This is a genomic window from Rhizobacter koreensis (assembly GCF_013366375.1).
GTDB lineage: Bacteria > Pseudomonadota > Gammaproteobacteria > Burkholderiales > Burkholderiaceae_C > Schlegelella_A > Schlegelella_A koreensis.
This window is the reverse complement of record NZ_JABWMJ010000001.1, coordinates 723,160-748,520: the sequence shown is the minus strand read 5'-3', so window position 1 is coordinate 748,520 and position 25,361 is coordinate 723,160. Positions and strand designations below refer to the sequence as shown.

The window sequence follows — 25,361 nt, the reverse complement described above, 5'->3', positions numbered from 1 at the left end:
GCGCACCTGCAGGAGCGCCGTCACGCGGCGTGCCAGAACGGCGTGCCGAGCACCGGCGTGCTCGGCTGCGCGCTCTCCTGCTCGGCCATCGCGCCGGCCCTGAACGCGCTGCGCCCGGCCGTCACCGCGTCGGCGAACGCGCCGGCCATCGCCACCGGATCGGCCGCGAGCGCGACCGCCGTGTTCAGCAGCACCGCGTCGTAGCCCCACTCCATCACCTGGCACGCGTGCGACGGCAGGCCGAGACCGGCGTCGACGATCAACGGCACGTCGATGCGCTCGCGCAGCTGACGCAGCGCGTACGGATTGAGCGCGCCCTTGCCGGTGCCGATCGGCGCCGCCCACGGCATGAGCGCCTCGCAGCCGACGTCGACGAGGCGCCGGCACAGCACGAGGTCCTCGGTGCAGTACGGCAACACCTTGAAGCCGTCGCGGATCAGCCGGTCCGCGGCTTCCGGCAGGTTCAGCGTGTCGGGCTGCAGCGTGTAGTCGTCGCCGATCAGCTCGAGCTTGATCCAGGGCGTGCCGAACACCTCGCGCGCCATCTGCGCCGTCGTCACGACCTCTTCGACGCTGTGGCAGCCGGCGGTGTTCGGCAGCACCGGAACCGCGAGGCGCTGCAGCAGCTGCCAGAACGCGTTGCCGTTGGCACCCGCGTCGGTCGCGGCCTGACGGCGCAGCGATGCCGTCACCATTGCCGGCCGGGCGCGCTCGACCGCGGCCTCGAGCACCGCCGGCGACGGGTAGCGCGAGGTGCCGAGCAGAAGCCGGCCAGGAAAGGTCTGACCATAGAGACGCAGCGCGTCCGCATCGGTGTCGTTCATCGTCGGCTCCTTCATCCGCCGCTGATCGGCGCGATCACCTCGATACGGTCGCCGGCTTCGAGGCGATGCTCGGCATGCCGCTCGCGCGGCACGAACCGCAGGTTGACGGCAGCCGCGTAGGGCGGGCGGGCCTCGAGGCGCGCGATCGCGTCGGCGAGCGTCGCGCCGTCGGGCAGCTCGTGAGGCTGGTGGTTGATGTGGACTTGCATGGGGTTCATCCGTTGGCGGCGTCGCTGGCGAAAGTGACGAGGTTGGCCGGGCCTGCGGCCGGCTTGTCGCGCGCCGCACCGGCCGCCGACGCGCTCTCGACCGCGAGCCCCACCCGCTCGGCGAGCGCCGAGCGGCCGTCCTCCATCAGCTCGAGCGCCGCGTCGAGCATCGCCGGCGCGACGAGGAAACCGTGGCGATAGAGGCCGTTGATCTGCAGGCGGCGCGGGCCGAGCCAGCGCAGCGCTGGCAGGTTGTCCGGGAGGGTCGGGCGGAGCTGCGTCGCGAGCTCGACGATGCGCGCTTCGGCAAAGCCCGGGTGCACGCTGTACGCCGCGCTCAGCAGCTCGAGGGTCGAGCGCACGCTGGCCGGCGAGAGGTCGTCCGACTCGATCTCGGTCGCGCCGATCACGAACAGACCGTCGGGCTTGGGCGCGATGTAGAGCGGGTAGCGCGGATGCAGCAGGCGCGTCGGCCGCGACAGCCTCACCTCGGGCGCGTGCACCCGCGCAACCTCGCCGCGTACGCCGCGCAGCGCCGGCCACTCGGGGCGCGCCCCGAGGCCGCGGCAGTCGAACAACCAGCCCGCGGTGCCGACGTCGACGTCGTCCGGCGCGCACGCCCGGTTCCAGTGCACCCGCACGCCGAGCCCCGCCATGCGTGCGAGCAGCGCCGCGAGCAGCGCGCGGTTGTCGAGCTGACCCTCGTCGGGCAGGAAGAAGCCCTGCACGAAGCGGCGGCCGAGCGCCGGCTCGAGCCGTTCCACGCCCGCGGCGTCGAGCGCCTGCGCGTGCGGCAGCTCGGGCACCGCGCGGGCGGTGCGCGCGAACTGCGCGCGCAGGCGCTCGGCCTCGGGCGCGTCCTGCCGGTGCCAGAGCACGAGCGTGCCGGTGCGCTGGAAGAACACGGGGGCCGGCAGGGCGGCAATCAGCGCCGGCCAGCGCTCGATCGAATGCGCACCGAGGCGAACGACGACGGGCTCGGTGACCGCCGACTCCGCCAGCGGCGCGAGCATGGCGGCGGCGACGCGCGCAGCCGAACCCGAGCCGTCGGCACCGCCCGCGTCGAACACCTCGACCGCGTGGCCGCGCTCGGCGAGCGCGCACGCGAGGAGGCGCCCCATGAGGCCGGCGCCGAGGACGGTGGCGTGGCTGGCCATCGATTCAGGCGGACGACGGGCGGGCGGCGGCGACAGGGCCCGGGCGACTGCCACCGCGCGACGCGTGCGCGCCGGACGGCCGCCCGCGCACTGAGAACGTGGATCGCTGCTGCGGCCGACGAGCGACACCGGCCGCGCGGCGCCGTGCACGGCCGCGCAGGAACGGGGCAGCGCCCGCGCCGCGCGTGTCCGCGCGCCGAAGGCGCGTCGCGAGCGAAGCAGCAAAGGAAAGGCTCATGCGGTCTCGAGGAAGCTCAGGAAGAAGGCCTGCCTGGGTTCCGTTCGCGCCGCGGCGCGCCGAAGACCGTCGCACTTGATTCCTACGCGGGAACGACCCCGATCAGGTTCAGCGGGTTCCACCGGTGGGTGGTCTCAGCCCGAGCATTCGCCCCGGCGCCCCGACAAGCTCGACGATGTTAATCGGCGCCGCGAAGCACGGGGCCGGAGGGGCTTGCGCCGGGTTGCGCCGACGGGCGCCGAGCGCGGTTCGCGGTGGGCGCGCCAGCCGCACGGCGACCGCCTCCCCGTGGTTCCCGGTCCACAGCGCTGCAACCAATGGCAACGTTCCGGACCGCCGGTCGCAGCCGAAGAGGCCGCTCGTCGAAAATCACGCAACTCCCGATGGCCCTCGCCGGCTCGCGCGGGGTAAGTTCCACGCCCCGTCCGCAGTTCCGCGAAAGGAAAAATCATGTCTTCATTCCGCGCGGCTGCGCTGGCTGCCGGGGCCTTCCTCGGACTTTGCGGCAGCGCCGGTGCGCTCCCGGCCAACGCGAGCGTCGTCGCGGTCTGGAACGAGGCTGCCCTGCAGGAGATCCGGCTCAGCAAGTTGGGCCCCCCGGTGGTCGCCCGTGCCCTGGCGGTGGCGCACACCTGCATGTACGACGCCTGGGTTCCGTACGACGCGCGTGCGGTGGCGTCGACGACGTCGATCGCACGTCGGCCGGCCTCGGAGCAGACCGCCGCGTCTAAGGCCGCGGCGGTCAGCTACGCCGCGTACCGGTGCCTCGCGAATCTGTTTCCGTCTGCCGCCTCGACGACGCGGCTGACGAACGTGATGAGCTCGCTCGGCTACGACCCGGCCGTCACGACCACCGATCCGTCGACGCCGGCCGGCGTCGGCAACAGCGCCGCTGCCGGCGTGATCGCGTCGCGCAGCAACGACGGCGCCAACCAGGCCGGCGGCTATGCCGACACCAGCGGCTACATGCCGCGCAACGCGCCGATGGCGTTCTGCCTGCCGACAACGGTCGGTACGTGCCCGGTCAACATCGCCGATGCGCTGCACTGGCAGCCGCTGATCAACGACAAGGGCGTGCTCCAGTCGTTCGTGGCGCCGCACTGGGAGAACGTGCGGCCGTTCGCGCTCACCTCGGCGGCGCAGTTCGACACCCTGAAGGAGATCGCCGACGGCCCGGCCTACGCGCGCGGCGACAAGCCCTACAAGGCCGACGTCGACAACATCCTCTCGTACAGCCGGAACCTCACCGCGCAGCAGAAGCTGATCGTCGAGTACTGGGCCGACGGCCCGGCGTCCGAGCTGCCGCCGGGACACTGGTCGATGTTCGCGCAGTACGTGTCGCAGCGCGACGCCAACAGCATCGACAAGGACGTGAAGATGTTCTTCGCGATGCAGAACGCCTCGTTCGACGCCGGCATCGTGGCCTGGCACCTCAAGCGCAAGTTCGACGGCGTGCGGCCGATCACCGCGATCCGCTACCTGAAGCAGGGCACGCAGGTGCAGGCGTGGGGCGGGCCGGGGCGGCCGATCGAGACGATCGACGGCGGCAAGTGGTCGCCGTACAACCCCGGAAGCAACCTGACGCCGTCGTTCCCGGGCTACCTGTCGGGCCATTCGACGTTCTCGGCAGCGAGCGCGACCGCGCTGCGCGCCTTCACCGGCACCGACCTCTTCGGGCTCTCGACCGTGATACCGGCCAACTACGGGCGCGTCGAGCCGGGCGTGCCGGCAGTGCCGACCACCCTGAGCTACCCGACGTACACCGACGCGGTGACCGAAGCCGGGATGTCGCGCCTCTACGCCGGCATCCACTTCGCCGATGACAACAAGGACGGGCAGATGCTCGGCAACCTCAGCGGCAAGGCGGCCTGGCTGAAATCGTTCACCCTGTTCACGGGCGCGCTCCCGGTCGCCACCTACGCGAGCGGCAGCAAGGTCACCTGCCAGAACCAGATGCTGCTCGAGCAGACCTACGCGAGCGTCACCGTGCCCGCCGGCGCGCGCTGCGTGCTGGCCGGCACCCGGGTGAGGGGCCCGATCGACCTCGGCTCCGGCGCCAGCATCGACATGAGCGACGCTAACGTCGAGGGCGACGTCACCGGGCAGGCGGCGGCCGCCGTCAACGTGACGGGCGGCAGCGTCAACGGCTCGATCGTGGTCTATCTCGGCAAGGTCGCGACCCTCGCCGGCACCAGCGTCGGCGGCTCGGTCCAGCTCGGCGGCAATGCCGGGCCGCTGGCGCTCTCGGATCTGCGGGTCCGGGGCGACATCCAGCTCTACTACAACCAGGGCTCGTCGTGGCTGCTCCGCAATGCCGGTCGCAAGCTCCAGTGCCAGGGCAACCAGCCGGCGCCGGTGGGCTCGTACAACCAGGGTGCCAAGGAAGATCAGTGCCAGAACCTATGATCGGCGCCCGCGCTGCCGATGGAGCAGCGCCGACGAGCAACCTGGGAATCATTCGATGACGATCTTTTCGGCACCTGCACGCGCGCGGCTTCGCGCCTCCCGATCGACGCGACGGGTCGGTCGACTCGCGGTGATCGGCGCGCTTGTCGCCGGCTTCGGCGTCGCGCCGGTCTCGGCGCAGGCGCCGTCGGTGGTCGAGGTGCAGCCCGGCGACACGTTCTCGGCGATCGCGGCCCGCTTCACCGGCAGCGCCAACCAGTGGCGCAAGCTCTACCGCGCCGACCGAACGGGCCTTGCCAACCCGAACCGCATCACCGTCGGCATGCGCTTCGAGCTCGCGAGCGACGCGCGCGGCGGACGCTACCTGCGCCTGCTCGCGCCCGGCCCGCACCAGGCGAGCGCCGATGCGTCCACGCGGGTCGCGACCGGCACCGCGCCGGCTCCGGCCACCACGCCCGCGGCTCCGGCCGCTCCCGCGACGACCGCGGCCGTGCCGGCGGCCGCCACCAGCGTGCGCGATCCGCTCGTGATCGGCGTGCTGCCGAACATCCCGGCCGCTGCGCTGACGGCGCAGTACGAGCGCATGCAGCGCTACCTGGAACGCGGCGGCGCCCAGAAGGTGACCATCGTCGTGCCGCGCACCTTCAAGGACTTCTTCGACGCCACGATGCGCGGCGACTACGACCTCGCCGTCGCCGCGCCGCACTTCGCGCGCGTGGCCCAGGTCGACCGCAACATGATCCCGCTGGTGGTCTACCAGCCGCAGATCAACGCGCTGTTCGTGGCCCCCAACGATTCGAAGGTCGCCGGCGCGCGCGACGTGCGCGGCGCCGCGGTCGGGTTCGCGAACCCGACCTCGCTGGTCGCGATGTACGGCCAGCAATGGCTCAAGCAGGCCGGCCTCGAGCCCAAGACCGACTACGAGATCCGCCCCGCGCGCACCGACCTCGGGGTCGGTCGCATGCTGCTGTCGGGCGACGCCGCCGCCGCGATCATGAGCAACGGCGAGTTCCGCGCGCTTCCCGGCGACGAGTCGTCGCGCCTCAAGGTGGTCGACGTGATCGCCAAGATGCCGAACTTCATCATCGTCGCCCATCCGCGCATCGACCCGAACCAGCTGAACCGCGTCAAGGGCCAGCTCAAGGGCTTCCTCGCCGACCCGGAGGAAGGCGCGCCCTTCTCGCAGGCGTCGGGCTTCACCGGCATCGTCGACGTCGACAGCTCGACCATGAACGAGCTCGACGCCTTCGCCCCCGCGACGCGGCGCGCGATGGGTGTCGGCAACTGATCGACGACCCGCGCATCCGCCGCCGCAGGCGATGAACCGCGAGTTCCCGCCCGACTCGGGCCCGGAGTCGGGCTTCGCGCCCACCAGTCCGCCGCTCGAGCCCAACCTCGAGGTCGCACTGCTGCTGGTGCGCCTCGGCATCAAGACGCTCCAGGTCTCGCTGATCGACCTGGCCGCGCGCACGTGCGACAAGCGCTGGAACATTAACGAGCTCGGCAAGTCGGCGCTGGTCGCCGACGACGGCAGCTTCGACCCGAGCCTGCCGACGGTGATGGGCTCGATCGCGCAGCTCGAGCACACGCCGGCGACGGGCATCCTGTCGCGCCAGCTCGGCCCACGGCTGTGGGCGTTCGCATGGCGCGTCGACGCGCACCGGGTGGTGGTCACCGAGGCGTACTTCCGGCTCGCGCACGCCGGGCTGCCCGAGTCCGACGCCCGCCTGCTGCGCAGCATCTGCAACGGCGGGCTGCAGCTGCCGGTACCGACCGACACCGCTCCCGGCGACCTGCCGGCGGCGCCAGCGAACATCGCCGGCAGCGGCGCCGCTCAGCGCACGCGTCCTACCCCCCTGGACCCGCTTGCCGTCGCCCCCGCGAGCGCGGCGGCCGACACCCCGAACCGCCGGCGCACGCCGCTGCGGATCGGCATGCTCGTGCTGGTGGTGCTCTGCCTGGCGGCAGCGGCGATCTTCGGGACCGCCCTGCGCGGCCTCCACGCGTCGGAGCGCGAGGTCCTGCGCCTGCGCGGGCAGGCCGACGCCGTGATGAGCATGCGGCTCGGCGAGGTGCTGCGCGGCGGCGACTACGGCGAGGTCCAGGCCGAGCTCGAAGCCTTCGCGGCGCTGAAGTACTTCGAGCGCGCGATCGTCACCAACGCGCAGCACCGCGTGATCGCGGTGGTCGGACCGATCGAAGGTGTGCGCATCGGCAACGGCGTCCCGGGCGGCGTGGTCGGAGGGGCACGCGTGCTGGCGCTGACCGGCGCCGGGCAGACAAGCGGCCCCGAGCTGATGGTGTGGGACGCCGAGGCGGCACGCGGGAACGGCTGGGTGTCGCAGCGCACCGGCCTGATCGGCGGGCTCGTCCTCAGCGTCGTCGCGGCGGCCGCGGCCCTGTGGATGCTGTTGCGGCACCGCCGCTCCGACCGGCGCGCGCCGCGCGGCGGCGAGGCGGCGGGCTGAGCGCCCGACCCGGACGGCGCGCCAAGCGCCGGCTCGTCGGCCGCCTGCTGCGGCGCGAGCCTCTCGATCCTGAGCTCGAACTCCCCGAGGCTGCTACCCTCGCGGCCCAGCAACGATCGGAGATCCGACATGAGCGCAGACCGGGACCGCGGCATCCGCCGCCAGAAGCAGAAGCGGGCCAAGCAGATGAAGAAGGCCGCCAAGCGGCAGAACCAGGCCCCCCGCAGCGGCGGCCCGCTCGCCACCAGCCCGGCCGGCCAGCAACCCACCTGAGGCGGCGCTCCCGACAGCCCGCAGCAAGGCCCTCCTCGCGAGGGCTTTTTGCTGCCTGCCGCAGCGTTCAGTCGGCGGGCGACACGAGCTTGAGCCCGACCACGCCGACCACGATCAGCAGCAGGCACACGAGGCGCGCGGCATCGCGCGGCTCGTGGAACAGGACCATTCCGAGCAGCGCGGTCAGCGCCGCACCGATGCCGGTCCACACCGCGTAGGCGGTGCCGATCGGCAGCGTCTTCACCGCCATGGCGAGGAAGATCACGCTCAGCACCATGCCGACGATGCACGCCACGCTCGGCCACAGCCGCGAAAAGCCGTCGGTGTACTTCATCGTGATCGCCCACTGCACCTCGAACACGGAAGCGATCAGCAGGTAGATCCAGGCCATGGGTCGGGCGGTCGCAGTCGAGGTCATTGGAGGGTTGGTCGGCGGCGGCGCGGATCGCCGAGATTTGCGACGGCCGAGCCGTTGCGGGTCGGCCGTCACGCGCCGGGCGCCAGTGTGCGCCATCGGGCGCCTGCCACGCGCAACGCATCAACGGTCAGTGCAGATCGTCCTCGCCATGCGCTGCCTGGCCGGCCGTGCCGACCACCGGCACACGAACCCGCACGACTTGCCGCTGGCGCGTCCTGTCGTTTTCGACGACGGGCCGCAGGTCGATGCGCATGATGACCAAGGAAGGCTTCGTCAAGCGCTACGGCGTGCCGCTCTACACCGTGGGCGTGGGCGCATCGGGTGGCGGCATCCAGCAGTACCTCTACCCGCAGAACCACCCCGGGCTCCTCGATGCCGGCGTGGCGTCGCAGCCCTACCCCGACATGGTGGGCCAGATCCCGCACGTCGGCGACTGCGAGCTGCTCGAGTACTACATGGACGTCACCGACCGCACCAATGCGAAGTGGGCGACGACCAAGAACCGCACCTGGCTCGTCGGCATGAACGCCGAGGACAGCGTCGTGAACCCGTACAAGGTGTTCCAGACCACGCTGCAGCAGCTGGGCATGCCGACCAACATGGCGCCCGGCTCCACCGAGTGGCGCGAGGCGTGGCAGGGCCTGACCGCCGGCGCGCTGAACCCCAAGTTCGACGCCGATGGCATCGTCGCCAAGGCCGCCGGCCGGCTCGACCTCTCGAAATGGCCGACCATTCCGTTCGGCCACTTCGACGACGTGAGGAACGTGTACGGCGTGGGCGCCGACGGCTATCCGCGCTCGCACTGGGACAACGTGGGCGTGCAGTACGGCCTGCAGGCACTCAAGGACGGCAGGATCTCCAACGCCGAGTTCCTTGACCTGAATCTGAAGATCGGTGGCTGGAAGCAGCCCAAGGACGTGATCGCCGAGGGCTTCCCGTTCTACGGTACCAGCGCGGCCGAGCAGGCCAAGGTGCTGGCCGACGTGAGCTACTTCGACCCCTGGGGCTACCGCAACATGAACCGCTGGAACCCAGCCACGCCCGACGTGCCGGCCCAGCGCACCATCGGCAGCATCGAGGCCGCCCAGGCCGCGTACAAGTCGGGCCTGGTGTTCCGCGGTGAAGGCGACATCCCGGTCATTGACTGGCATCCGTACCTGGAGCACCGCCTCGACATGCACAACGTGCACCAGTCGTTCGCGATCCGGAAGCGCATCGCCGCCGCCGGCGCCAACACCAACCGCCAGGCGATCTGGATGACCGAGACCCGCGGCGCCACCAGCGACTTCGACCAGGTGCCCATGGGCCTGGACGTGATCGACCGACGGTGTGGGACGGGCTCATCGATCCAAGCAAGCCCAAGGGCGCGTGTGCGGCGCTGTTCCCGACGTACACGACCTCGCGGATCGTGGCGGGGGCGCCGCTGGAGGGCGGCATCTTCAAGTGTGCGTTGAAGACCCTCGATACGGCGCTGACCGATGGGACGTATGGGTCGCGGACGTTCAGCGATGCGGAGAAGGGGCGGTTGAGGACGATCTTTGCGACGGGGGTTTGTGATTACGGCAAGCCGGATATGGGGAAGCCGGGGGCCTGATCGGCCTAACAACGCTGAGAACAGGTCCCAACGCCCTGCCGTGCGATGCACGGCAGGGCGTTGTTCTTTGAACGAAGGAGGCATGCACATCAACCACCAAACCGCCAGGCCCGCTCACGCTCGGGCTGGTTGGTGGCCAAGGGCGGAATCGAACCACCGACACGCGGATTTTCAATCCGCTGCTCTACCAACTGAGCTACTTGGCCTGAGCCGCGAAGTATAGCGTCCTCGCGCCTGCCTTCCTGCACCCCAGCGGCCCACCGCCTCCGCCTAGGTGCCCGTGATCAGGCGCCCCCGCCACCCCCGCCGTTCCGCTTCCCCCGAGACAGATCCACCCCCAGCTGCTTCAGCTTCCGGTACAGGTGCGTCCGCTCCAGCCCGGTCTTCTCGGCCACCCGCGTCATGCTGCCGTTCTCCTGCGCCAGGTGGAACTCGAAGTAGCTCTTCTCGAACGAGTCGCGCGCTTCGCGCAGCGGCCGGTCGAGGTCGAAGCTCTGCTCGGCCTGGGGGCCCAGCATCAGCGGCGGGCTGGGGAGCATGGCGCCGCCGGTCATGGCGGCTTCGACGGTGAGGCTGGCTTCGCCATTGGTGTGGGTGGTCGCCGCCGGTGCGGCCGGGGCGCCGCGGCCGGCCGCCGGCTTGGCCAGGCCCTGCTCCACCGCGCGCAGCAGCTTCTGCAGAGTAATCGGCTTTTCCAGGAACGCCATCGCGCCGAACTTGATGGCCTCGACGGCGGTGTCGATGGTGCCGTGGCCGCTCATCATGATCACCGGCATGGTCAGCTGGCCGGTGGCGCCCCACTCCTTGAGCAGCGTGATGCCGTCGACGTCGGGCATCCAGATGTCGAGCAGCACCAGGTCGGGGCGGATGCGCTCGCGGCAGGCGCGGGCCTGGGCGGCGTTCTCGGCCAGCTCGATGGTGTGGCCCTCGTCGGCCAGGATCTCCGACAGCAGCGCCCGGATCCCGAGTTCGTCGTCGACTACAAGAATGGTGGCCATGGGTCAGGAGAACCTGCGTCTACGGAATCCGGGCTGTGGCGGGCGCCGCCGCAGCGCTGACGGTGGCGACCGCACCGGATGCCGAGGCCGGTGCGAGCTTCGAAAATGATAGCGAAACTTGGGCTCCGGATACCCGGGGCTCGCCCCCGGCATCCCCGCCCGTGGCCGGTGCATGCAGGTTGGTGATGCGCACCCGGGCGCCGTGCTCGTCGGCGATCTTCTTGACCACCGCCAGCCCGAGGCCGGTGCCCTTGCTCTTGGTCGTCACGTAGGGCTCGAACGCGCGCTTGAGCACCTTGTCGGCAAAGCCGGTGCCGTTGTCGACGACGTGCAGGCGAACCAGGCGCACCGTGCCGCTGTCGCTGCGCGGCGCCTCGGTCCGCACGGTGACGCGGCCGTCGGGCCGGTCGGCCACGGCGTCGAGCGCGTTCTGGACCAGGTTGTGGATCACCTGCCGCAGCTGGGTGGTGTCGCCGACGATGGGCGGCAGCCCGGCGTCGAGGTCGGCGTGCAGGCGCCCGGCCTCCTGCTGGCTGCCGTAGAGGCCGAGCACCTCGTGGACCAGCGCGTTCAGGTCGACGGCCTCGAACTGCGTCGCCGGCAGGCGCGCGTAGTCGCGGAACTCGTTGACGAGCGTCTTCATCGCCTGCACCTGGTTCACGATGGTGGTCACCGAGCGCTCGAGCATCGCCTTCTCGGTGCCCTCGAGCTTGGGCGCGATCTTCATCTGCAGGCGCTCGGCCGACAGCTGGATCGGCGTGAGCGGGTTCTTGATCTCGTGCGCCAGGCGCCGCGCGACCTCGCTCCACGCCTCGACGCGCTGCGCCGACACCAGCTCGCTGATGTCGTCGAACACCATCAGGCGCGCGCCCTGCGGCATGTCGGCGCCGCGCACCAGCAGCGTGATCGACGCGCGCTCCCGGCCGTCGAGGGTCGACGTCTGCAGCTCGAACGCCTCCTGCCAGTGGTCGCGCTCGCCGGCCTCGGGGCTCGCCGCGTGCATCTCGAAGCGCTGCCACACCGCCTGCGCGAAGTCGCCGAGGCCGGCGATCTCGTCGAGACGCTTGCCGACGTACGCCGACAGCGGCAGCTGCATGATCCGCGTCGCGCCGGGGTTCACGGTGTCGATGCGGCCGTCGCGGTCGAACACGATCACGCCGGCGGTCAGGTTGTCGAGGATGGTCTGCAGGTTGGCGCGCGCGCCCTCGAGCTGCGAGACGCTGCGCTCGACAAGGTCGCGCGCCTCCGAGAGCTGCGCCGTCATCTCGGCGAACGAGCGCGTCAGGCCGCCGAGCTCGTCGCGCGACGCGAACACGGCCTTCGAGCTGAGGTCACCGCGCGCCACCTGGCGCACGCCCTCGGCGAGCAGCAGCAGCGGCCGCACGATCTGGTTGCTGAGCGCCACCGAGAGCAGCAGCGCGCCGAACACCGCCAGCACCAGCGCGAGCGTCAGGGTGCCGATGTACATCTTCCGGAGGCCCGAGCGCGCGAGAGCCCGCTGCTGGTAGTCGCGGTACGCGCTCTGCACCGCCAGCGCGTTGGCCGCGAGCGCCGGCGCGATGGCCTGCGTCACCACCAGGTAGCGCTCCTGGTCGCCGAGCGCGAAGGTGGTGCTGGGGATGCTCGCGATGGCGCGCACGCGCGCCGCAACGCCGGTCGCCGCCGCGTCCTCGTCGAGCCCTTCCAGCTGGCTCACCACGCGCGCGTTGCGCACCTGGCGCAGCAGGGTCGGCGACGGACGCTCGGGCATCCAGGTGTCGGCGGTGGTGCTGCCGGTGGTGAGCAGCGTCTGCCCGGCGGCGCCGAGGATGGCGACGTCCTGCGCCGAGAGCTGCTCGCGGATGCGTTCGAGCGCGAGCGGTTCCGAGCCGCCCGCTTCACCCAGGCGCTCGGCCGCCAGCCGCGTCTTGGTCGCGAGGTCGGACACCAGCGCGTCGAGGGTGCCCCGGCCGAGCTTGAGGCCCGACTCGAGCGCGCCCTCGACGCGCTCGTCGAACCAGCTCTCGATGGTGCGCGAGACGAACTGGTAGCTCACCGTATAGATCAGCACGCCCGGCACCACGCCCACCAGCGCCAGGATCGCCGCCAGCTTGAGCAGCAGCTTGCTGCCGAACTTGCCGCGCGACACCCGCACCAGCAGGCGCACGCCGGCGATCGTGATGACGATGAGCAGCGCGGTCGCGACCGCGACGTTCACCCAGAACAGCCACACGTAGTGGCGCTCGTAGAGCGCCGGGTTGGTCGCGACCGAAAGCAGGAACGCGAGCACCAGCCCGGCGCCGGTCATCGCGAAGCTCGCGACGATCCAGGTCCAGCGTGCCTGCTTGGTCATGCCGGACCTGCCGGCTCGCGCAGCGTGCCGCCCGCCGCCGGCACGGCGAGTTCGCAGCTCGCGCGCGGGGCGCCCATGGTCGTCAAAAGCGCTGGGTCCGCTTGACCACCAGCGTCCAGTCGGGTTGGCCGCCGATGCCGATCTGCATCGGGCGCGGCATCAGCGAGGTGTCGAGGCGATAGCTGAACTCGACGTAGTGGCCGCCCCCGTCGCCGACCTGGTTGGCATCGGCGATCTTCCAGCGCGCGCTGCGGCTCACGGCGGCCAGCGCCTCGGTGCGCGACGCGTAGGTCTGGCTGAGGCCGCCGTAGGTGACGCGGTAGCTCGACGTGAGCGGCTGGTAGACGATGCGCCAGGTGCGCGTGGCCTGCGAGACGCGGTGATCGCTCCAGTACCAGCGGTCGCGCAGCACGTCGGCCTCGGCCACGAAGAAGAGCGGCACGCCCTTGGCGAGCGCGTCCTCGACGCTCTTCGAGAGTTCGAACTCGACGGCGTAGTGCAGGTAGACGCCGTCCTCCTCGCGCGTCACGCCGAAGCTCGTGAGCTCGGGCTCGGCGGCGCGGGCCGGCACGGCCGCGAGCAGCGCCAGCAAGGTCGCCAGCAACAGCAGCGTGCCGGCGAGCGCGCCCTGCGCACGGCGCAAGGCCCGTGTCGCGTACGACCGCGAAGGCCGATGCACCAGGGCTCGGGTCATGAGATGCGTTCGGGAACCTCAGGTTTTCTCGACCAGCGCGATGAAGAAGCCATCGCCTGCGAAGGCCGCACTGGCTGCCGGACCGACCGCGCGATTGTCGGCCAGCGGCAGAAGGTGACCGGGAGCCGCGGGCTCCGCAACGGTGCGGGCGTCGGCGTGGCGTTGCAAAAAAGCGTCGAGCTGGTGCTCGCCCTCGTCCTTGAACAGCGAGCAGGTGCAGTAGAGCAGACGCCCGCCCGGCCGCAGCAACGGCCACAGCGCGTCGAGCAGGCGGCGCTGCGTCGCCACCAGGGCGGCGACGTCGTCGGGGCGGCGCAGCCAGCGCACGTCGGGGTGGCGCCGCACGATGCCCGACGCGGTGCACGGCGCATCGAGCAGGATCGCGTCGAACGGCCGCCCGTCCCACCAGGCCGCAGGCTCGCCGGCGTCGGCGGCGAGCGTGCGCGCCGCGAGGCCGAGCCGCGCGAGCGTCTCGTCGACGCGCTCCAGGCGCGCCGGGCTGGCGTCGATCGCGAGCAGGTCGAGGTCGGCCAGCTCGAGCAGCTGCGCGGTCTTGCCGCCGGGCGCGGCGCAGGCGTCGAGCACGCGCGAGCCGGGGGCGAGCCAAGCGCGGCTCGGAGCCGGCGGGCGCTCGACGTCGGAGCGCGGCTCGGGCCCCTCGTCGGGCGAAGCGACCGACGGATCGCCGCCGACCAGCAGTCGCGCCGGCCACTGCGCGGCGGCGTCCTGCACCGACACGTCCCCGGCAGCGAAGCCCGGCAGACGCGTCACGGGCAGCGGGCGCTCCAGCGTCACGGCGTGCCCGGCGCCCGCATGGCCGACGATGCCGTGCTGCGCCAGGCGCTCGACGTACGCGGCGGCGCTGGACCGCCGCGCGTTGACGCGCAGCGTCATCGGCGGGTGCTGCTGGTTGGCCTGGAGCAGCGCCTCCCACCGGTCCGGCCAGTCGGCACGCAGGCGCTCGACCCACCACGCCGGGTGATTGGTGCGCGCCAGCGGGTCGGCGAGCGCCGCCGCGACGAGGGCGTCGCGCTCGCGCAGGAAGCGGCGCAGCACCGCGTTGACGAACCCTGCGGCGCGCGCGGCCCGCGTGCGCGTCGCCTCGACCGCCTGGTCGACCAGCGTGTGATCGGGGTACGGCGGCGTGCTCGGCGGCCACAGCAGCGCGAGCGCGGTCAGCAGCAGCGCGTCGACCGCCGTGGGCGGCGCCTTCGGCGCGAGCGTGCGACGCAGCACCTCGGCCGAGCCCAGCCAGCGCATCGCGTGGAAGGCGAGCGCCTGCACTGCCGGCCGCACCGCGCCCGGAACGCCGCCGAGCGCGTCGGTCAGCGAGCGGCCGGCGCGCACCGCCTGCACGAGGTCGGCGGTGTGGTTCAGCAGGCGCGCGAGCGGCGCCGTGTCGGCGCCTGGGGTGGGGGTGCCGCCGGCGGGCGGTTGCTGCTTCGGCCCCGGGCCGGAGCGGGTTCGGCGCTTCGGCGCGGGGGCGGCATTCACGGGGGGAGTCTACGGTCGGCTTCGGCTTCGACCGGCACCGTCACAGTGGCGTGACAGTTCTCGAGGTCCATGCACGTCCATGGCGCGCCAGGAACCTGGGTTAACCCGGAGGCATGCACAGATTGCGTGAACGTTGTAACCAAAGCCGTCGTTCGTTCGCCCCGGCGGCCTTCGGCGGTTAGAAAGGCCGCGGACCCTCCGCACGAGCCTGCCGCGGCTTGCCGGACGGTTCCCGATCCCGCGACGGCAACCGAGGAGACACGTCCATGGCGTTCCTATCGAGAGTTCACGCGGCGCTCGCCGCTCCGCTGCTGCTGCTCGGCGCGTGCGGCGGCGGTGGCGGCGACGACGACGGCCCCGGGGTCAGCGTCCCCGGGGTCAGCCAGTCGGTCGAGATCGTCCGCGACACCACCGGCGTCTCGCACATCTACGCCCAGAACCAGCGCGACCTCTTCTTCGCCCAGGGCTACAGCGCAGCGCGCGACCGCCTCTGGCAGCTCGACCAGTGGCGCCGGCGCGGCGAAGGGAAGATGGCCGAGCAGTTCGGGCCGCGCTTCGTGGCCGCCGACGCCGCCGCGCGCAAGTTCCTGTTCCGCGGCGACCTCGAAGCCGAGTACGCGAGCTATCACCCGGACGGCAAGGCGATCCTGACGGCGTTCGCCGACGGCATCAACGCCTACGTCGACGAGGTGCAGGCCGACCCGACCAAGCTGCCGGTCGAGTTCCAGCTCACCGGCACGTCGCCCGGGCGCTGGTCGGTGACCTCGTCGCTGATCCGCATCTACGGCATCACGCGCAACGTGAGCGACGAAGTGACGATGGCGCGGCGGGTCGCCGGCCTCGGCGTCGCGACCACCGAGCAATGGTCCGACCGCATTCCGGAAAAGCCGATCCAGGTGCCGGCCGGCAGCGACCCGTCGGTGATCACGACGGCGATCCTGGCCGAGTACAACCTGGCGCGCAACGGCATGGCGTTCCAGGCCAGCGACTTCCCGCGCAGCCCGCTCGGCGCGGTCGACCGCGAGCGGCTCGCCGACGCGCTGTCGGCGGCGAACCGGACGATCGAGCGCAGCCCCGAGGAGATCGAGGCGCTGCGCCACGAGAGCAACAACTGGACGATCTCGGGGTCGCGCACCGCGACCGGCAAGCCGATCCTCGCCAACGACCCGCACCGCAACATCGACATGCCGTCGTTGCGCTACATGGTCCACCTGAACGCGCCGGGCTGGAACGTGATCGGCGCCGGCGAGCCGGCGCTGCCCGGCGTCTCGATCGGGCACAACGAACGTGTCGCGTTCGGCCTGACGATCTTCGCGTTCGGCGACGAGGAAGACCTCTACGTCTACGACACCAACCCGGCCGACCCGAACCAGTACCGCTACCAGGGCGGCTGGGAATCGATGCGCGTCGTCAACGAGTCGATCCCGGTGCGCGGCCAGGCCGCGCAGACGGCGCCGCTGAAGTTCACCCGCCACGGCCCGGTGGTGTTCGAGGACACGGCGAATCGCCGTGCCTTCGCGGTGCGCGCCGCGTACCTCGAGTTCCCCGGCACCGCCGCGTACCTCGCCAGCCTGCGCCTCAACCAGGCGCGCAACTGGAGCGAGTTCAGCGAAGGCATGGCGCGCCACCTGACGCCGGGCGAGAACATGGTCTACGCCGACGTCGACGGCAACATCGCGTGGTTCGGCGGCGCGCTCGCGCCGATCCGGCCGAACGCCGACTGGAGCGGGCTGCTGCCGGTGCCGGGCGACGGTCGCTACGAATGGGCCGGCTACCTGAGCGGCAACCTGCTGCCGCGCATCCTCAACCCGGCGCCGGGGTTCTACTCGTCGGCCAACGAGTACAACGTGCCCGACAACTACGCGTACAAAGGTCTGACCAACACGCGCGGCTGGGCCGACCCGTACCGCCAGCAGCGCATCCAGGAGGTGCTCGCGGCGAACAACCGGCAGACCGTCGCGGACTCCGCGAAGCTGCAGTTCGACGAGCTGTCGATCCCGGCGCGCACGCTGGTGCCGATGCTGACCGGCCTCACCTCGACCGATCCCGACGTGACCGACGCGCTGAACCGCCTGCGCGCCTGGAACTACGTCGAGAGCGTCGATTCGGTCGCCGCGACGATCTTCGAGCTGTGGCTGCCGCGCGTGCTGACGCGCGTGTCGCAGACGGTGGTGCCGCAGAGCGCCCGCGCGCTCATCGGCACGCTGTCGCGGCCGGTCGTGTTCCGCTACCTGGCGACGCCGAACTCGACGTTCGGGTCCGATCCGATCGCCGGCCGCAACGCCGCGCTGCTCGAGACGCTGAAAGCGACCATGACCGACCTGCGCACGCGTCAGGGCAACGACCCGGCGAACTGGCAGTGGGGCAAGCTCCATCACATCCAGTTCGAGCACGAATTGAGCAGCTTCCTCGCCCCGGCGACCGCGGCGTCGTTCGCGACCGAGCGCTTCCCGGTCGGCGGCTCGGGCGACACGGTGCACCGCGCGTCGTACCGCACGTCGGACTTCCGCGTCACCAGCGGCGCGTCGTACCGGCAAGTGGTCGACCTCTCCGACTGGGACAAGTCGATCTGGATCAACGTGCCGGGGCAGTCCAGCGACCCCAAGAGCCCGTACTACAAGAACCTGCTAGAGGCCTGGTCGAAGGGCGAGTACTTCCCGATGGTGTTCAGCCGCGCGGCGGTCGAATCGAAGCGCGGCGACACCCTGACGCTGCGCCCGGCGCGTTGATGGCGAGGGCACCAGCACGGCGCCGCGGCCTGCTCGTCGGCGCCGGCGCCCTGCTGCTCGTCATGGTGCTGGCGCTCGTCGCCGCGCGCCGCGTCACGCTGCTGGTGCTCGACGTGCCCGAGAAGCGCGCCACCCTGCTGGTCAAGCGCAGCCCGGCACTCGGCATGCGGTTCGTCGAGAGCGAGGCGTCGCTCTGCGATCGCCAGAAGCCGGGCTCGCCGCTGCATTCGATCGCGCTGCCGGCGTCGTTCTGCCCGCTCGCACTGGCCACCGGGCCGGTGACGAGCGAGCGCAACGTGCTGCTGCGACTGCCGTTCGTCGCGGCGCTGCACCGGCTCGCGGGCTGACGCCTGGCGGGGCGCGCCGGCGGCTTCTCGCCGTCGCGCCAGCGTCGCGGCCGCGGGCTTTGCCGCCTGCGGTACGCTCGCGTTCCCATGCCGACCACGACCTGCGATGGCCGCTGAGCAACCCACGCGAATGTTCCGCACCGCGGCCGACCTGGCCCGGCTGCCGGCGTCCGAGCGCATCCGCTACCGGCTCGTCAACGCCGGCTGCCGCTACCACGCCAACGACAACATCGCCGAGCATATCGAGCCCGGCGAGCTCGACGAGCTGCGCGCCGAGGTCGAGGCGAAGATGCAGGAGGTGCTGCGCTCGCTCGTCATCGACACCGAGAGCGACCACAACACCAACGACACCGCGCGCCGCGTCGCCAAGATGTTCGTCAACGAGGTGTTCAAGGGCCGCTACGTCGGCATGCCGTCGGTCACCGAGTTCCCGAACGCGTCGCGCCTCAACGAGCTGATGATCGTCGGCCCGGTGAAGGTGCGCAGTGCCTGCTCGCACCACCTCTGCCCGATCCTCGGCAAGGTGTGGATCGGCGTGCTGCCGAACGAGCACTCGAACCTGATCGGCCTGTCGAAGTACGCGCGCATCTGCGACTGGATCATGAGCCGGCCGCAGATCCAGGAGGAGGCGGTCACCATGCTCGCCAACGAGCTGCAGGCGCGCGTGAAACCCGACGGTCTCGCGATCGTCATGGAGGCCGACCACTTCTGCATGCACTGGCGCGGCGTCAAGGACGACGAGTCGATGATGACCAACAGCGTGATGCGCGGCTCGTTCCTGAAGGACCCGAACCTGCGCCGCGAATTCCTGTCGCTGCTGTCGAAGAAGATCTGAACGTCTGAACGCCCCGAGGAGCCGAGCATGCTGGTCCGACTGCTGTATGCGAGCCGCGCCGCCGACGAGGTGGGCAACGACGCGGTCGGCGCCATCCTGAACGTCTCGCGCCAGCACAACCAGGCCGCCGGCGTGACCGGCGTGCTCTGCTTCTGCTCGAACGCGCGGGTCTTCCTTCAAGTGCTCGAAGGCGGCCGCCAGCCGGTCAGCACCATCTACAACCGCATCGTCAACGATGCCCGCCATCGCGATGTCGTGCTGCTGAGCTACGAGGAGATCGCCGAGCGGAGCTTCTCGGGCTGGTCGATGGGGCAGGTCAACATGAGCCGCCTCAACCCGTCGCTGCTGCTGAAGTATTCGGACTCGGCGATCCTCGATCCGTACGCAGTGGCGGGCAAGGCATCGCTCGCGCTGCTGAACGAGCTCGTGGCGACGGCGTCCGTCAGCAGCAAGGTCTGACGCGGGTACATCCTCGGGCGCGGCGCGGCGCCGCGTCTCGTATCGTCGGGCCTTTCCCACTCGGAGCAGGCCCATGGCAGACACCCGCAGCAGCACCTCGTATCCCGCCACCGCCAGCGGCTTTCGTCCGGAGCGATGGGCTCCGGAGGCGCAAGCGCTGCTTCGCATCGTGAGTGCCTACCTGTTCCTGCAGCACGGCACCGCCAAGCTGCTGCACGTGCCGCACGTCGCGATGTTCGACAACGTGCAGCTGATGTCGCTGACCGGCATCGCCGGCCTCATCGAGATCGTGTTCGGCGTGCTGCTGCTGATCGGCCTCTTCACGCGCTTTTCGGCGTTCATCCTGTCGGGCGAGATGGCGGTCGCCTACTTCATGGCGCACGCGTCCAAGGGCAGCGTGCTGGTGCCGATGCTGAACGGCGGCGAGCTCGCCGCGCTCTATTGCTTCGTGTTCCTGTTCTTCGCCGCGGCCGGCCCGGGCGCCTGGAGCGTCGACGGGGCGCGTGGACGCACGCTCGCCTGACGACGGCCGGCCGCGCGACGCGCGGTCGGGCGGCCGCGGCAAGCCTTGCGTCTGCACGGGGCAGGCGTCTCGCGGCATCATGCTGGTTTTGCTCCGGAGCCTCGCATGACCGCGTCCCGCTACCCCGATACCCGCCTCCTGATCGACAACGAGTGGTGCGACGCCGCGAGCGGCAAGACGCTCGACGTGCACAACCCGGCCACCGGCGAGCCGATCGGCAAGGTTGCGCACGCCGGCATTCCCGATCTCGACCGGGCGCTGGCCGCCGCGCAGCGGGGCTTCGAGACGTGGCGCAAGGTGCCCGCCAACGAGCGCGCCGCGATCATGCGCAAGGCCGCCGGCCTGGTGCGCGAGCGCGCCGCGGACATCGGCCGCGTGCTGACCCAGGAACAGGGCAAGCCGTACGCCGAGGCCCGCATCGAGGCACTCGCCGCGGCCGACATCATCGAGTGGTTCGCCGACGAGGGCCGCCGCGTCTACGGCCGCATCGTGCCGTCGCGCAACCTCGCCGCGCAGCAGCTCGTGCTGAAGGAGCCGATCGGCCCGGTCGCGGCGTTCACGCCGTGGAACTTCCCGATCAACCAGGTCGTCCGCAAGCTCGCCGCGTCGCTGGCGACCGGCTGCTCGTTTCTCGTGAAGGCGCCGGAAGAGACCCCCGCCTCGCCCGCCGCGCTGCTGCAGGCCTTCGTCGACGCTGGCATTCCGAAGGGCGTGATCGGCCTCGTGTTCGGCAACCCGGCCGAGATCTCGAGCTACCTGATTCCGCACCCGATCATCCGCAAGGTCACGTTCACCGGCTCGACTGCGGTCGGCAAGCAGCTCGCCGCGATGGCCGGCCAGCACATGAAGCGGGCCACGATGGAGCTCGGCGGCCACGCGCCGGTGATCGTCTGCGACGACGCCGACGTCGCGCTGGCGGTCAAGGCGTCGGGCGGCGCCAAGTTCCGCAACGCGGGCCAGGTGTGCATCTCGCCGACCCGTTTCCTGGTCCACAACAGCATCAAGCGCGAGTTCGCCGAGGCGCTGGTCAAGCACGCCGAGGGCCTCAAGCTCGGCGACGGCCTCGCCGAAGGCACCACGCTCGGCCCGCTCGCCAACACGCGCCGCCTGCAGGCCATGAGCAAGGTGCTCGAGAACGCGCGCGCCAAGGGCGCGACCATCGCCACCGGTGGCGACCGCGTCGGCAGCGCCGGCAACTTCTTCGCGCCCACCGTGCTGACCGACGTGCCGCTCGAGGCCGACGTCTTCAACGAGGAGCCGTTCGGCCCGATCGCGGCGATCCGCGGCTTCGACACGCTCGACGAGGCGATCGCGGAATCGAACCGCCTGCCGTATGGCCTTGCCGGCTACGCCTTCACCCGCTCGATCAAGAACGCGCACCAGCTCTCGCAGGAAGTCGAAGTGGGCATGCTCTGGATCAACCAGCCCGCCGCCCCCAGCCCCGAGATGCCGTTCGGCGGCGTCAAGGATTCCGGCTACGGCTCGGAAGGCGGCCCGGAGGCCATGGAGGCCTACGTGGTGACGAAGGCCGTGTCGATCATGGCGGTTTGAGGAACCCTTGGCCGAGCACGTGTCAGGCCGGCCATCGTAGGGGTTAGCGCCGGCGGCGCAGGGTGACCGGCTCCGCTCATGTCCTCCGGGACGCGGTTTACACCGCGTCCCTCCCCCTTTACTTCGCTACGCCGGTCACCCTCCACCACCGGAGCCGTGCCTCATGTGACGCTGGCTGTGCGCTACGCCTCGGGACGGTAGGGCGTGCTGCGCAGCGAAGTTAAGGAGGAGGTCCGGGGCGAAGCCACGGGCCGGGGGACATGAGCGGAGCAGCATGCCCTGCCGGCCCGAGCCCCCGAAGGTCTTGAAAGCGGATCAGGTGGGCGGCTCAAACCCCCAGCACCCGATGCAGCGCATCCTCGTTGCCCGCCAGCTCCGCTGACGATCCCTGCATCACGACCTTGCCCTTTTCCAGCACCACCGCCTTGTCGGTGTGGGCGAGCACGGCGCGGAAGTTGCGGTCGACCACCAGCGAGGCGATGCCGCTCGAGCGGATGAGGCCGATGGTGCGCCAGATCTCGGCGACGACCAGTGGCGCCAGGCCTTCGGTGGCCTCGTCGAGGATGACGAGGTCGGGGTTGGTCATCAGCGCGCGGCCGATCGCGAGCATCTGCTGCTCGCCGCCCGAGAGCTGCGCGCCGCAGTTGCCGATGCGCTCGGCCAGGCGCGGGAACAGCTGCAGCACCCGATCGAGGGTCCAGTCGCGCTGGCCGCGCACGCCGGGGCGCGCGGCCATGACGAGGTTCTCGCGCACCGTCAGCGTGGGGAAAATGCCGCGCCCTTCGGGGACGTAGCCGACGCCCAGGCGGGCGATACGGTCCGGCGCGTCGCGCGTGATCTCGCGGCCGTGCATGCGCACGCTGCCGCCGGTCGCGCGCATGAGGCCGAGCACGGTGCGGATCAGCGTGGTCTTGCCCATGCCGTTGCGGCCGAGAAGACCGACGCCCTCGCCCGGCTTGATGCTGAGCGATGCCCCGTGTAGTACGTGGCTCTGGCCATAGTGCGCGTGCACGCCCTGCACGTCGAGCAGCGGCACGGCACTCATGGGAGAACCCTTCGCGCGGCGCGCCGCGCGACCACGGCTTCCAGGCGGCCGGGTCCGCTCATGCCGCTTCGCCGAGGTAGGCGACCTGGACCTCGCGGTTCGCGCGCACCGCGGCCGGCTCGTCGCTCGCGATCACGCGGCCGTTCACCATCACGGTGATGCGATCGGCCACGCGGAACACCGCGTCCATGTCGTGCTCGACCAGCATCACGGCGTGGCCCGGCTTCAGCTCGGCGAGCAGCGCGAGCATGCGCTCGGTCTCCTCGGCGCCCATGCCGGCCAGCGGCTCGTCGAGCAGCAGCACCTCGGGCGCGGTCGCCAGGCACATCGCGATCTCGAGCTGGCGCTTCTGGCCGTGCGAGAGCGCTCCCGCGGTGCGCTCCGCGAGTGCGGCGAGGCCGGCCTTGTCGAGCGCGGCGAAGGCGGCCTCGCAGCTCGCCTCGCACCGCGCTGCCGACGACCACCAGTCCCATGGCCGCGGCTTGCTCGCCTGGGCGCTGAGGCGGCAGTTCTCGAACACGCTGAACGCCGGGAAGATGGTGTTGCGCTGGTAGCTGCGGCCGAGCCCCCTTCGCGCGCGCAGCGGCTGGCTCATGCGCGTGACGTCGCTGCCCATCAGCTCGACGCGACCCGACGTGACCGGGATCTCGCCCGACAGCACGTTGATCAGCGTCGACTTGCCGGCGCCGTTGGTGCCGATGACCGCGTGCACCGCGCCGCGCGTCAGCGTGAGCGAGACGTCGTCGACCGCCTTGAGGCCGCCGAAGTGGCGCGAGACGTGGCTGGCGACGAGCAGCGCCTTCGGCGCCACGTCGCCCGACGACGCCTCGGGCCGCGGCGCGAGCACCGCGCTCATGCGCCGTCCCCATCAACGCCGCCCGCCGCGCGATCGGCGGCCCGCGGGATGCGCACCAGCCCGATCAGACCGTTCGGCATCAGCGCGACGCACGCGATGATCGCGAGCCCGAGCAGCAACTGCCAGTGCTTGGCGAACGACCCGAACAGCGCCTCCGACTGGAACAGCTCCTGCAGCAGCGTGAGCGCGAGCGCGCCGAGCATGGCGCCGCGCAGATGACCGATGCCGCCGAGGATGATCATCAGGAGCACCGATCCGCTGAAGTGCCACGACAGCAGCTCGGGGTTGACGAGGCCGTCCTTCACCGCGAACAGGAAGCCGGCAATGCCGGCGAGCGCGGCCGACAGCACGAATGCCGCGAGCTTGTAGCCGTAGGTGCGAAACCCCGCCGCGCGCATGCGCTGCTCGTTCGCCTTGATGCCGGCGAGGGCGCGGCCGAAGCGGCTGCGCAGCATCACCGCGAGAAAGCCGAAGGTCGCGACCAGCAGCACGAGCGCCACGTAGTAGAGCGTCGGTCCGTGGCCGAGGTCGAGCAGCGTCGCGCCGCCGACGGCCGCGATCGGCGAACCCATCAGGTAGATGCCGTCGCTGCCGCCGCCGACGGGCGTGTCGTGGAACACGAAGTACGCCATCTGCGCGAACGCGAGCGTGATCATGATGAAGTAGATGCCTCGGGTGCGCAGCGAGAGCGCCCCCACTGCGAGCGCGTACGCCGCGCTCGCGAGCAGTGCCGCCGGCAGCACCAGCCAGAGCGACGTGATCTCGGCCTTGGTCATCAGCACGGTCACGTAGGCGGCGATGCCGAAGAACGCCGCGTGGCCGAAGCTGACGAGACCGGTCTGACCGACCAGCAGCTCGAGGCTGAGCGCGAAGATCGCGAAGATCATGATCTTGAGCACCAGCTGCGTGTAGAACGCCGAGCCCGCGAGCGGGAAGAACGCGAGCGCCGCGAACGCGACGAGCACCGGCACCAGGCGCAGCAGATCGGCCCTGCTCACGAGCCCGCCTTGAAGAGACCTTCGGGCTTCCACAGCAGCATCGCGGCCATCAGCAGGTAGACCAGCATGCCGGCGATCGCCGGGAACAGCACCTTGCCGAAGGTGTCGACGAAGCCGACGAGCAGCGCGGCAATGAAGGCCCCGCGGATCGAGCCGATGCCGCCGATCACGACGACGACGAAGCAGATGATCAGCACCTGCCCGCCCATGCCTGGATATACCGAGCTGATCGGCGCGGCGATCATGCCGGCGAGCGCGGCGAGCGCGACGCCGACCGCGAACACGATGCGGTAGAGCAGCTTGATCGGCACGCCCATCGCCTGGACCATTTCGCGGTTGGTCGCGCCGGCGCGGATGCGCATGCCGAGCCGCGTGCGGGTGATCACCGCCCACATGCCGGCCGCGACGGCGAGGCACACCACCGAGACGAAAAGCCGGTACACCGGATAGGTCATCAGGTCCGAGAGCGGCAGGCTCCCGGCGAGCCAGCCGGGGACCGGAACGCCGTGCACCTCGTCACCGAGCAGGATGCTGCGCAGCTCCTCGAAGACCAGGATCAGCGCGTAGGTCATCAGCACCTGCTGCAGGTGTTCGCGCTCGTACAGATAGCTGAAGAACAGCCACTCGAGCAGGTAGCCGAGCGCGACCGAGAGCGCAATGCCGACGCCCACCACGACGAAGAAGCCGCCCCCGATCCAGCGCTCGACCAGCGGCGCGAGCGCGTACGCCATGTACGCGCCGATCATGTAGAAGCTGCCGTGGGCGAGGTTGATCACGCCCATGATTCCGAAGATCAGCGTCAGACCCGACGCCACCAGGAACAGCAGCAGTCCGTACTGGACGGAGTTGAGGCACTGGATCAGGAAGGTGACGGCGTCCATTCAGGGCAGAAGGTGTGAAGGCATCCGGCCGA

Annotated in this window: 25 protein-coding genes, 1 tRNA gene and 1 riboswitch; of the genes, 12 read left to right on the top strand and 14 right to left on the bottom strand. The window is 71.0% G+C overall.

All coding sequences use genetic code 11. The features are described 5' to 3' along the window. Positions 1-20: 20 nt before the first annotated feature. From HQN59_RS03230 to HQN59_RS03220, 3 genes are read right to left on the bottom strand one after another with little or no spacing between them, the layout of a single operon-like run. Positions 21-824, bottom strand: coding sequence for a thiazole synthase (locus HQN59_RS03230; protein WP_176065962.1), 804 nt, complete (start codon positions 822-824; stop codon positions 21-23). Positions 825-835: 11 nt separating this feature from the next. Then, on the bottom strand, positions 836-1,033 hold the full coding sequence (gene thiS, locus HQN59_RS03225; protein WP_176065960.1) for a sulfur carrier protein ThiS: 198 nt from the start codon (positions 1,031-1,033) through the stop codon (positions 836-838). A gap of 5 nt (positions 1,034-1,038) precedes the next feature. Beyond that, positions 1,039-2,190 carry an FAD-dependent oxidoreductase gene (locus HQN59_RS03220; protein WP_176065958.1) on the bottom strand — a complete coding sequence of 384 codons (1,152 nt, stop codon included), beginning with the start codon at positions 2,188-2,190 and terminating at the stop codon, positions 1,039-1,041. A 300-nt stretch (positions 2,191-2,490) separates the two neighbouring features. Then, positions 2,491-2,601: riboswitch (TPP riboswitch) on the bottom strand. A gap of 277 nt (positions 2,602-2,878) precedes the next feature. Here HQN59_RS03220 and HQN59_RS03215 point away from each other — a divergent pair. The 4 genes from HQN59_RS03215 (at position 2,879) to HQN59_RS03200 (ending at position 7,575) form a co-directional block, all read left to right on the top strand. After that, the gene (locus HQN59_RS03215; protein ID WP_176065956.1) at positions 2,879-4,834 is read left to right on the top strand and encodes a vanadium-dependent haloperoxidase; all 1,956 of its coding nucleotides are present in this window, start codon (positions 2,879-2,881) and stop codon (positions 4,832-4,834) included. A gap of 130 nt (positions 4,835-4,964) precedes the next feature. Next, positions 4,965-6,122, top strand: coding sequence for a PhnD/SsuA/transferrin family substrate-binding protein (locus HQN59_RS03210; protein WP_176065954.1), 1,158 nt, complete (start codon positions 4,965-4,967; stop codon positions 6,120-6,122). 31 nt (positions 6,123-6,153) lie between these two features. Further along, positions 6,154-7,302, top strand: a complete 1,149-nt coding sequence (locus HQN59_RS03205; RefSeq protein ID WP_176065952.1) for a hypothetical protein — start codon at positions 6,154-6,156, stop codon at positions 7,300-7,302. 129 nt (positions 7,303-7,431) lie between these two features. After that, positions 7,432-7,575 carry a hypothetical protein gene (locus HQN59_RS03200; protein ID WP_176065950.1) on the top strand — a complete coding sequence of 48 codons (144 nt, stop codon included), beginning with the start codon at positions 7,432-7,434 and terminating at the stop codon, positions 7,573-7,575. A gap of 67 nt (positions 7,576-7,642) precedes the next feature. Here HQN59_RS03200 and HQN59_RS03195 read toward each other — a convergent pair whose 3' ends face one another. Both HQN59_RS03195 and HQN59_RS26485 read right to left on the bottom strand, forming a co-directional pair. After that, on the bottom strand, positions 7,643-7,966 hold the full coding sequence (locus HQN59_RS03195) for a DMT family transporter (RefSeq protein WP_176065948.1): 324 nt from the start codon (positions 7,964-7,966) through the stop codon (positions 7,643-7,645). Between the two features lie 154 nt (positions 7,967-8,120). After that, complete coding sequence (locus HQN59_RS26485; RefSeq protein ID WP_259372688.1) at positions 8,121-8,246, bottom strand: hypothetical protein; 126 nt, start codon at positions 8,244-8,246, stop codon at positions 8,121-8,123. Between HQN59_RS26485 and HQN59_RS03190 the strand changes: the two genes are divergently transcribed. After that, the gene (locus HQN59_RS03190) at positions 8,245-9,447 is read left to right on the top strand and encodes a DUF6351 family protein (RefSeq protein WP_176065947.1); all 1,203 of its coding nucleotides are present in this window, start codon (positions 8,245-8,247) and stop codon (positions 9,445-9,447) included. The genes HQN59_RS26485 and HQN59_RS03190 overlap by 2 nt on opposite strands. Then, positions 9,402-9,587 (top strand): DUF6351 family protein, encoded by a 186-nt coding sequence (locus HQN59_RS26980; RefSeq protein ID WP_425342678.1) that lies wholly within the window; start codon positions 9,402-9,404, stop codon positions 9,585-9,587. The genes HQN59_RS03190 and HQN59_RS26980 overlap by 46 nt, the downstream gene beginning before the upstream one ends. A gap of 130 nt (positions 9,588-9,717) precedes the next feature. Here HQN59_RS26980 and HQN59_RS03185 read toward each other — a convergent pair. From HQN59_RS03185 to rsmB, 5 genes are all read right to left on the bottom strand, one after another. After that, positions 9,718-9,793, bottom strand: a tRNA-Phe gene (locus HQN59_RS03185). 78 nt (positions 9,794-9,871) lie between these two features. After that, positions 9,872-10,585: a response regulator gene (locus HQN59_RS03180; protein ID WP_176065945.1), complete on the bottom strand. Its 714-nt coding sequence runs from the start codon at positions 10,583-10,585 to the stop codon at positions 9,872-9,874. Positions 10,586-10,604: 19 nt separating this feature from the next. Continuing rightward, positions 10,605-12,917 (bottom strand): sensor histidine kinase, encoded by a 2,313-nt coding sequence (locus HQN59_RS03175; protein ID WP_176065943.1) that lies wholly within the window; start codon positions 12,915-12,917, stop codon positions 10,605-10,607. Positions 12,918-12,999: 82 nt separating this feature from the next. Continuing rightward, positions 13,000-13,611 carry a DUF4390 domain-containing protein gene (locus HQN59_RS03170; RefSeq protein WP_176065941.1) on the bottom strand — a complete coding sequence of 204 codons (612 nt, stop codon included), beginning with the start codon at positions 13,609-13,611 and terminating at the stop codon, positions 13,000-13,002. Positions 13,612-13,629: 18 nt separating this feature from the next. Continuing rightward, positions 13,630-15,105: a 16S rRNA (cytosine(967)-C(5))-methyltransferase RsmB gene (gene rsmB, locus HQN59_RS03165; RefSeq protein WP_176065939.1), complete on the bottom strand. Its 1,476-nt coding sequence runs from the start codon at positions 15,103-15,105 to the stop codon at positions 13,630-13,632. 266 nt (positions 15,106-15,371) lie between these two features. Between rsmB and HQN59_RS03160 the strand changes: the two genes are divergently transcribed. The 6 genes from HQN59_RS03160 (at position 15,372) to HQN59_RS03135 (ending at position 21,549) form a co-directional block, all read left to right on the top strand. Beyond that, the gene (locus HQN59_RS03160; protein ID WP_176065937.1) at positions 15,372-17,834 is read left to right on the top strand and encodes a penicillin acylase family protein; all 2,463 of its coding nucleotides are present in this window, start codon (positions 15,372-15,374) and stop codon (positions 17,832-17,834) included. Further along, positions 17,834-18,181 carry a hypothetical protein gene (locus HQN59_RS03155; RefSeq protein ID WP_176065935.1) on the top strand — a complete coding sequence of 116 codons (348 nt, stop codon included), beginning with the start codon at positions 17,834-17,836 and terminating at the stop codon, positions 18,179-18,181. Before HQN59_RS03160 ends, HQN59_RS03155 begins: the two co-directional genes overlap by 1 nt. A gap of 130 nt (positions 18,182-18,311) precedes the next feature. Then, entirely contained in the window at positions 18,312-19,016 is a 705-nt protein-coding gene (folE, locus tag HQN59_RS03150) for a GTP cyclohydrolase I (RefSeq protein WP_246294639.1), read from the top strand. Between the two features lie 27 nt (positions 19,017-19,043). Then, positions 19,044-19,475: a BLUF domain-containing protein gene (locus HQN59_RS03145; protein ID WP_176065932.1), complete on the top strand. Its 432-nt coding sequence runs from the start codon at positions 19,044-19,046 to the stop codon at positions 19,473-19,475. Between the two features lie 73 nt (positions 19,476-19,548). Next, a complete protein-coding gene (locus HQN59_RS03140; RefSeq protein ID WP_176065930.1) occupies positions 19,549-19,998 on the top strand; it encodes a DoxX family protein in 450 nt (149 codons plus the stop codon). A 105-nt stretch (positions 19,999-20,103) separates the two neighbouring features. Further along, positions 20,104-21,549: an NAD-dependent succinate-semialdehyde dehydrogenase gene (locus tag HQN59_RS03135; RefSeq protein WP_176065928.1), complete on the top strand. Its 1,446-nt coding sequence runs from the start codon at positions 20,104-20,106 to the stop codon at positions 21,547-21,549. Positions 21,550-21,877: 328 nt separating this feature from the next. Here the strand turns inward: HQN59_RS03135 and HQN59_RS03130 are convergent, their stop codons facing one another. From HQN59_RS03130 to HQN59_RS03115, 4 genes are read right to left on the bottom strand one after another with little or no spacing between them, the layout of a single operon-like run. Then, positions 21,878-22,594 carry an ABC transporter ATP-binding protein gene (locus tag HQN59_RS03130; RefSeq protein ID WP_176065926.1) on the bottom strand — a complete coding sequence of 239 codons (717 nt, stop codon included), beginning with the start codon at positions 22,592-22,594 and terminating at the stop codon, positions 21,878-21,880. 58 nt (positions 22,595-22,652) lie between these two features. Next, positions 22,653-23,450, bottom strand: coding sequence for an ABC transporter ATP-binding protein (locus HQN59_RS03125; RefSeq protein ID WP_176065925.1), 798 nt, complete (start codon positions 23,448-23,450; stop codon positions 22,653-22,655). Beyond that, the gene (locus tag HQN59_RS03120; RefSeq protein ID WP_176065922.1) at positions 23,447-24,448 is read right to left on the bottom strand and encodes an ABC transporter permease subunit; all 1,002 of its coding nucleotides are present in this window, start codon (positions 24,446-24,448) and stop codon (positions 23,447-23,449) included. Before HQN59_RS03120 ends, HQN59_RS03125 begins: the two co-directional genes overlap by 4 nt. Further along, positions 24,445-25,329 (bottom strand): branched-chain amino acid ABC transporter permease, encoded by an 885-nt coding sequence (locus tag HQN59_RS03115; protein ID WP_176065920.1) that lies wholly within the window; start codon positions 25,327-25,329, stop codon positions 24,445-24,447. The genes HQN59_RS03120 and HQN59_RS03115 overlap by 4 nt, the downstream gene beginning before the upstream one ends. Between the last annotated feature and the right edge of the window lie 32 nt (positions 25,330-25,361).